The organism is Mesorhizobium sp. FG116 (genome assembly GCF_057809835.1).
Window position 1 is genome coordinate 1 of sequence record NZ_JBMDKS010000052.1, and the last position, 8,015, is coordinate 8,015.

An 8,015-nucleotide genomic window follows, 5' to 3' on the forward strand; every position below is an offset into this window, starting at 1 on the left:
GGCGCAGTCCGAATTCCTTTCCCGCTTCCAATAGAGCGTCCAGGAACGCCATTGCGTCAGTTGCAGGAATGTAGATTTCCCAGCCGAGTTCGCCGACATAGGAGATCCGTTGCGCCCAAAGCCGCACTCCTCCCGCAGTCATCCAGCGCCCTGTGCCGAATGCGAAGTGATCGTTCAAAAGGTCCTCATCGGTCAGCGACTGGAACAGCGCACGCGACTTCGGACCTTGCAGGGCGATCACGCCAAATCCGTCCGTCACGTCTTCGATGCTGACGTCGGAGCCGGGCTCGACATGGCTCAGAAGCCAGGACCAATCTTTGACGTGGCTGCCGCAGGGGGTTGTGATCAAGAACTCGCGATCGCCAAGCTTGACCACGGTAAGGTCGGCTTCGATCCCGCCCCGTTCGTTCAGCCACTGCGTGTAGACCAGCCTGCCGGCGGGCACGGCGATGTCGGCGCAGCAGAGGCGCTGGAGGAGATTCTCGGCATCTCCGCCGGTGACCTTGAATTTTGCGAGGGAGGTCAGATCGTAGAAGCCGACGTTTTCACGAACGTTCTTGTGCTCCTCGGCGGCGTACTGGAACCAATTCTGCCGGCCGTAGCTGTATTCGTATTCCGGCTTGACGCCCTTGGGCGCATACCAGTTCGGACGCTCCCACCCTGCGACCTCTCCGTGCACGGCGCCCAGTTCGACCAAGCGATCGTAGAATGGCGACTTCCGGATACCGCGGCTTGAGCGATACTGGTAGTAGGGCCAGTGCATCGCGTAGGATCGCTCAAGCGCCTCGGCCACACGGTTTTCCAGATAGGTCTCGTCGCCCTGGAAGGGCATGGCACGGCGGCAGTCGCTCTCCCAGACATCCATAGGCGGATAGCCAAGGTCGATCCACTCGGCCATGACCTTGCCGATGCCGCCGGCTCCGCCGATGCCGCGGCTGTTGAATCCGCAGGCGAGGAAGAAGTTTTTCAGCAGCGGGGCCGCGCCCATGAGGTGCTGGTTGTCGACGGTGAAGCTCTCCGGCCCGCAGAAGAATGTCGAAATGCCTGTCCGCTCCAGCGCCGGATACCTGACCATCGCCCGTTCGAGATACCTTTCAAAGTGCTCGAGTTCATACGGCAGTTCGCCGAAGCTGAAATCGGCCGGAACCTTGGACATCGGAAGCGGATTTGCGTTGTCCTCGAAGAAGCCGATGAGCAGTTTGCCGGCGTCTTCCTTGAAATAGACGCCGTGGTCCAAGTCTCGCATGATCGGGAGGCTGCCTGGCAAGCCGGGAATCGGCTCGGTGACGGCATAGTAGTGCTCGCAGGCAAAGAGCGGCAGCACCACGCCGACCTGCTTGGCGAGGTCGCGTGACCACATGCCCCCGGTCAGGACAACTTTCTTTGCACGGATCGTTCCCTGGCTGGTCTCGACCCCGGTGACCCTGTCGCCATCGGTCAGGATCTTGATGACGGTCACACCCTCGCGGACGGTGGCGCCGTTCATGCGCGCCCCTTTGACAAGCGCCATGGTGACGTCGATCGGGTTGGTCTGTCCGTCCTTCGGCAGGTGGAGACCGCCGACCAGGTCGCTGGTGTCAATGCCGGGATATAGGTCTCCAAGCGTCTTCGGTCCGACCACTTCGACCTCAACGCCAAATACCCGGGCCATCTCCGCGGTGCGGGTCAATTCCTCAAGTCGCGCCGTTGTCTGGGCTAGCGAAATCGAACCGTTGCGCTTGTATCCCGTCGCCTGGCCCGTCTCAGCTTCTAGTTCCTGGTAGAGCCGATGCGAATAGGCACCGAGCTGGGTCATGTTCTTGGTCGGCCAAAGCGTGCCCACCAGTCCCGCTGCGTGCCATGTCGTCCCGCAGGTCAGCCGATCACGCTCGAGAAGGAGAACGTCAGTAACGCCTCGCTTCGCCAAGTGATAGGCGATCGACGCGCCGCCGATACCTCCGCCAATGATGACGACCTGCGCCTCTTCAGGAAGATTGGACATGAACTATTCCTCAGTAAGCTATGGCGTGTCGCTCGACCGCCGATTTTCCGTGTTCAGGAGAGCGTCCCATCCCGAAAATCTCGAACCCCAACCACCTCGTGGCATCGGTCGATTTTCGGATCATTCTATTTGCTCGCGGCGGCCATCCAGGCCGGGCTCAGCCAGCTCCCCATTCTTGCTGCCAGGCCGCGTTCGAACGGCCTCTGCGCTGGAAAAGCGAGCGGTCGAACCTTGCCCCTGCCGCCGAGCGGACCATACGAAGGAATCCAGAAAATGGGAATAGAAATTGTCGATGGTCGACAATTTTTTGAGCGGCTGCACGTGCTAAACCATGCCGAGCGGATGCTGATGCCGACTTGAAAGTCGACGAGGCAGGCCGAAAAAAACGCGAGCCTTCACGCACTTCGATGAGATCGTGGAGCGCCGACCCATGGCTTTAATCGCCGCGCCGACGTGGGTCCAAAAATTCGCTTGGAGCGCCTAGTTAATACCTAATCAAGCCTCTTCTCGCTGAAGATGGTGGTAAAATTTTTTCCCGTCAATGAGGTTGTGCTCCTCGGATAAGCTCCCGGCCGCCTCAACATTTCCGCCAATTATCGCTTCAGCTATTTTAGTATGCTGATCAATGAGAACGTCTGACTCGGATACAACTGTATCAATCGCGCCAATATATACTCTGATCTGAGGTTCGATCAGTTCGTACTGGGTTGCTAACCGATCGCTATCTGCTAGCAAGATGATCTGCTTGTGAAAATCGAAGTCTGACTCCGCGATCTTGCTATGGTCGCCCTCTTCGCAACTTCTTGTTAGCTGGGAGAGGCTTTTTTGGATTTTGGTTTTTTTGACCGGATCCATCTTTTCCGCGACAAGCCTCGCGGCAAGGCGCTCCAAGGCTGATCGGAGATTATACAGTTCCTGAACGTCATCAGCGGAAAGCGTCAGTACCGACCATCCGCTATACCGCTTCAGAGTTGTCAGACCTTCGGAGGCAAGTTGCTGCAAGGCTGACCGAATCGTAGCTCTCGACACTGCCATTTGTGATGCCAGTTCGCTCTCGGTGATCCTTTCTCCTTGCGCGATAGCACCCGAGATTATGGCCTCCCTGAGAGTATGAACGGCCTGCAAATCCGCCGGCAATTTGCGCACTTTCGCCAATTTCATGTGTATTTCGCCCAAATTTCACGGTGCAACGACGCACTTATTAATGGCTCTTTCCGCTTGAGTCCTCAAGTGACTGGCGGTGAACGGTAATCCGCCGAAATTCCAGCTGGGCCGGCGCCCCTCGGCGCAGTGCTTGCCTTCCAGGTTCCCTCGAACATCGCATCCCCCTTTTCAAGCCTAGTCATCATTCCGGATTGACTATTGTCGACCATCGACTATAAGCTCCTCCCCGCAAAGGTTCAAGACTGAGGCAAACCACAGGGGAAAAGGCATGCAAAATCTGCGAACATTCGGCCGCCATTGCTTCATGCTGGCAGCGGTTGCGCTGGCGATCGGCGCGAGCTCGGCTCGAGCGGCTGACGATGAATACGGCAAGAACGGAGTGATCCCGGGCATTAAATTCACGGGCGGGGATGGCTCCTACGAGCACGCCAAAAAGGACGGGATCACCGTCGCTGTCGTTCCCGATTTTCCGTTCACCTACCAGGACGAGAAAACCAAGGAGCCGGCAGGTATCGACATCGAGATCATCAAGGAAGCGGCCCGCCGCCTCGGGATTTCGAAGCTGTCATGGCAAGTCATGCCGATGGACAGCGTAATTCCAGGACTGCTGTCCAAGCGCGTTGATCTCGTGGCGGACAATCTGCACGAGAACCCCAAGCGCCTCGCCGTCGTCGCGTTCACTTCGCCAGTGTACTTCTACGGCGGTGCTGTTGCGACGCAGAAGGGCAATCCGCACGGCTTGACGGATTGGCCGTCGCTTGCCGGAAAGACGGTCGGCGTCTACCGGGGAAGCGTCTATCAAGTGATGATGGAAGGGCGCAAAGACCTGAAGGCGTTGCAGCTCTATACGACGAGCGACGCAGCTTTCGCTGACCTCTCCGCCGGCCGTCTGGACGCAATCGTCGACGACGACATGAAGATCCTGACCTTCATCGCCAAAAACCCAGGCCTTTCCCTCGAAGCGTCGAAAATGGCGATTCCGCCAGAGATTCAGCTTGGCTACGCGCGCTACACGCTTCGCAAGGATGACGTGGATCTCAACTTCGCGTTCTCGAGAGCCGTCGACGAGATGCGGGCAGACGGAACAATGGCCAAGTTCCTGCCCATCATTGGGCTGCCGGCCAGCAATCTGTTCAATTATCCGCTCAGATAAGGCGCCTCCCAAGATCATAGACGGCCGCGCAAAGTCAACGCGGCCGTCTAACTCCCGGCGAGCATCGCATTCGCTCGTCTACCATCGGCGACCGTCGCAGCAACAGCCGGAGACGGCTTACTTTTGCTGGGATCGTACGCGGTGCGGTTAAGCCCCGCCTGACAGGTCGGTAGAACCAATAGGTCAGGTGCAGTCGCCTAGGCGGCCAAGGGGCAGGCTCCGATGCCGGATCGCATCGCAGTGAAAAGACCTGCACTAAATTTGACCTCGCGCTTCATAGGGGCATTCACTTGGAACAGCTGACTGCATTGTTCGATTTCTCCGACGTGCAATCCTATCTACCGGACCTCCTGATGGGAGCACTCACCACGGTCGAGTTGACCTTGGTGGTAACGTTGCTCGCTCTGGTGTTTGGGCTGGTCGTCGCGCTCATGCGCTTGAGTTCGGTCAATGCCGTTCGATGGCTGGCAAGCACCTATGTCGAGATAATGCGAGGGACGCCTCTAATCCTTCAATTGTTCTACGTCTATTTCGTGCTTCCAGCCTTCGGGATCTCGATATCCGCCTTCCTGGCAGCGGTGCTGGCGCTCACATTGAATTACTCGGCGTATATATCCGAGGTTTACCGCGCCGGCATCAAAGCGATCCCTCACGGGCAAATCGAAGCGTCTACGGCTCTTGGGCTCTCTCATAGCAAGACAATGCGCTTCATTATCATTCCTCAAGCGTTTCGTATCGTTGTCCCGCCGCTCGGGAACTATTTTCTATCGCTATTCAAAGACACTGCCTTGGCGTCAACGGTTACCGTCCACGAGTTGATGTTTGTTGGCCAGGTAACGGCATCTTCGAACTTCAAATACTTTGCGATTTATACGATTATCGGCCTGATCTACCTGGTTCTCTCATATCCCGGATCGCTGCTCGTTCAGTACCTGGAACGCCGCATGACCAGAGCATACGGCCGTTAGAGCCAACTTCTCGTGCTCAATGGGCATCAACAATGCCAACCGTCATCCCAACGAACTCCAGAGGAAACTTATGCCTCAACCAGTGAAACACCTTCAGCAGCCAATCGGTGACGAAGCGCCGCCTGCGATCATGATTGAGGGGATGCACAAATGGTATGGCAACGTTCATGTGCTCCGAGGCGTATCGCTCACGGTGGCGCAAGGTGAGCGCGTGGTTGTTTGCGGGCCATCGGGATCAGGAAAGTCCACGATGATCCGTTGCATCAACCGCCTCGAAGTTCATCAGCGCGGGCGTGTTGTTGTGGATGGCATCGAACTCACCGACGACAGGCGGTCGCTCGACAGGATTCGCAGCGAAGTGGGGATGGTGTTTCAGGCATTTAATTTGTTTCCCCACCTTACAATCCTGGAAAATTGTACGCTCGCACCGATTCAGGTTCGTGGCGCGTCAAAGAAAGAGGCCAACGAGCTTGCGATGAGCTATCTGGAGCGGGTGAAAATCCCCGACCAGGCGGCAAAGTATCCCGGTCAGCTTTCTGGGGGCCAGCAGCAGCGAGTTGCCATAGCCCGGGCGCTCTGCATGCGTCCGAAAATCATGCTCTTCGATGAGCCGACATCGGCACTTGATCCCGAGATGATCAAAGAAGTGCTGGACACCATGATCGGGCTGGCGGAGAGCGGAATGACGATGGTTTGCGTGACGCATGAAATGAGTTTCGCAAAGCGGGTCGCTAACCGCGTGATATTTATGGACCAGGGCGAGATTGTAGAAGAGGGTCCTCCGAGGCGCGTATTCGAAGACCCGCATACCGATCGGCTGAAGCTTTTCCTCAGCCAGATTCTGGGTCACTAGGTCGTTCAGAACGGACCCGTCAAAGTGCCGTCGCTCGTTTCGCAGCCTATGCGTACGCCGCTGGCGATATGGTGGCGGGAAGCTGATTTGCAATAGCGTTTCATGAAACGCCAGCCAACGAGCCAAAATTGCGTCAGCAGCCCCCGGAATCAGTCCAAATTTCGTTCTCGATTGGCTATTTCTTAGAGCGCTCCGGCGCGGGCAAGCAAAGCCAAGGAGAGCTGAAAGTGGCCGATCATTCAATCGATTCCTCGCGCCTTCTGGGGCGGATCGCAGCTCTTGGCGAAATCGGCCGGGACAGTGAAGGGAAGCTTGCGAGGCTTGCGGCCTCCGATGCCGACAAGCAGGGTCGAGATCAGCTTGCATCCTGGCTGGCTGACGCCGGGCTTGAAGTTGCTGTCGACCGCATCGGCAACATTTTTGGCATGTGGAGGCCAGCCGAAGTGGCCGACGTCGAACCGCTTATGGTCGGTTCTCACATAGACACAGTCATCAACGCCGGCATCTACGATGGATGCTATGGCGTTCTGTCCGGCCTGGAGGTGATCCAGAGTCTGAAGGAAAGCGGTTTTGCGCCGTCCCGTCCTCTCGTCGTCTGCGCGTTCACCAACGAGGAAGGCGTGCGGTATGCGCCCGACATGATGGGATCATTGGTGTATGCGAAGGGCCTCGATGTCGATGAGGCGCTGGAGACTCAAGGCACCGACGGCGCCACGCTGGGGGCCGAGCTCGCCCGGATCGGATATCTGGGCACGCACGAACCCGGCTTCATGAAACCGTATGCCTATGTGGAACTGCACATCGAGCAAGGTCCAATTCTAGAGCGGGAACGTGTGGCGGTCGGTGCCGTCGAAAACCTGCAGGGGATTTCTTGGCAGAGGGTAACGATCGAAGGAGACGCGAACCATGCCGGCACAACGCCCATCTCGATGCGACGGGATGCCGGTCACGCCGCGGCGCGTGTCATCACTTTCCTCCGTGATCGTGCTCGTGCTTCCAACACCCCCACTGTCGCGACAGTCGGCTGCATCAGTTTCGAGCCAAACGCCATTAACGTCGTCCCGTCGCGGGCTACGTTTACCGTCGACCTTCGCGATCCCGATGAAGACCGGCTAGTGGAAGAGGAAGCGGCGCTCTCAACGTTCCTCGGCAAACTGTCCGAGGAGGAGCGGGTTTCGATATCGACCGAGCGGCTGGCGCGATTCCAGCCAGTGTCCTTCGATCAGCGGATTGTTGCACAGGTCGAGACAGCCGCGGCAAACCGCGGTCTCACTTGCAAACGGATGACATCTGGCGCGGGGCACGATGCCCAGATGATGGCGAGGATCGCTCCGGCCGCCATGATTTTTGTACCGAGCATCGGTGGGATCAGCCACAATCCGAAGGAACGCACCTCTGACGACCACCTCATAGCGGGAGCGAACGTCCTGATGGACGTCGTATGCCGCCTTTGCGGGAGCCAAGAGGAAGATGCCGCGCTGTGACTGCGCGACCTTGCCGCTGGAATGCCTTCTTCAGTCCAACGGCAGCGACATGCTTATCTTCACTCTTTCCATGGCGACGAAGGTTCGGAAACTCTTGACGTTGTTGTTTTGGAAAAAGAGCTTCCGCGTTAGCGACTCGTAGTCGTTCATCGAGCGGACGGAAATTACGAGCATGAAGTCGGCATCGCCCGTCACATAATAGCATTGCTGCACTTCAGGGGTGGCGACGAACGACCGCTTGGCGCTTTCGTAGAGGTCTATTCTTTCGCTCTCCATCGATACCTGGACGAACAACGTGATAGGCTGCCCGACCTTCACCGGGTCGACAATCGCCACATTGGCCTGGATGACGCCGGTCTCCTCCATTCGCTTTATTCGGCGCTGAACCGCCGGAGCAGAGAGATTGACGATC

At 57.6% G+C, this 8,015-nt stretch carries 7 protein-coding genes; 4 read left to right on the top strand and 3 right to left on the bottom strand.

Going from position 1 to position 8,015, the window contains the following annotated elements; translation table 11 throughout:
• Together ACODTY_RS22660 and ACODTY_RS22665 are read right to left on the bottom strand one after the other, a co-directional pair.
• A partial coding sequence (locus ACODTY_RS22660; RefSeq protein WP_488996437.1) for a GcvT family protein occupies positions 1 to 1,981 on the bottom strand: 1,981 nt, incomplete at its 3' end.
• Positions 1,982 to 2,476: 495 nt separating this feature from the next.
• Positions 2,477 to 3,142, bottom strand: a complete 666-nt coding sequence (locus tag ACODTY_RS22665) for a GntR family transcriptional regulator (RefSeq protein WP_488996438.1) — start codon at positions 3,140 to 3,142, stop codon at positions 2,477 to 2,479.
• Positions 3,143 to 3,413: 271 nt separating this feature from the next.
• Between ACODTY_RS22665 and ACODTY_RS22670 the strand changes: the two genes are divergently transcribed.
• The 4 genes from ACODTY_RS22670 to ACODTY_RS22685 all read left to right on the top strand — a co-directional run bounded on the left by ACODTY_RS22670 (position 3,414) and on the right by ACODTY_RS22685 (position 7,603).
• On the top strand, positions 3,414 to 4,298 hold the full coding sequence (locus tag ACODTY_RS22670; protein WP_488996439.1) for a substrate-binding periplasmic protein: 885 nt from the start codon (positions 3,414 to 3,416) through the stop codon (positions 4,296 to 4,298).
• A gap of 290 nt (positions 4,299 to 4,588) precedes the next feature.
• Complete coding sequence (gene ehuD, locus ACODTY_RS22675) at positions 4,589 to 5,266, top strand: ectoine/hydroxyectoine ABC transporter permease subunit EhuD (RefSeq protein WP_488996440.1); 678 nt, start codon at positions 4,589 to 4,591, stop codon at positions 5,264 to 5,266.
• A 70-nt stretch (positions 5,267 to 5,336) separates the two neighbouring features.
• Positions 5,337 to 6,119, top strand: coding sequence for an amino acid ABC transporter ATP-binding protein (locus tag ACODTY_RS22680; RefSeq protein ID WP_488996442.1), 783 nt, complete (start codon positions 5,337 to 5,339; stop codon positions 6,117 to 6,119).
• A 227-nt stretch (positions 6,120 to 6,346) separates the two neighbouring features.
• Positions 6,347 to 7,603: a Zn-dependent hydrolase gene (locus ACODTY_RS22685; RefSeq protein WP_488996443.1), complete on the top strand. Its 1,257-nt coding sequence runs from the start codon at positions 6,347 to 6,349 to the stop codon at positions 7,601 to 7,603.
• Positions 7,604 to 7,633: 30 nt separating this feature from the next.
• On the opposite strand, the gene ACODTY_RS22690 is transcribed toward ACODTY_RS22685, so the two are convergent.
• The coding region (locus ACODTY_RS22690) for an Lrp/AsnC family transcriptional regulator (RefSeq protein ID WP_488996441.1) at positions 7,634 to 8,015 on the bottom strand (382 nt) is incomplete at its 5' end.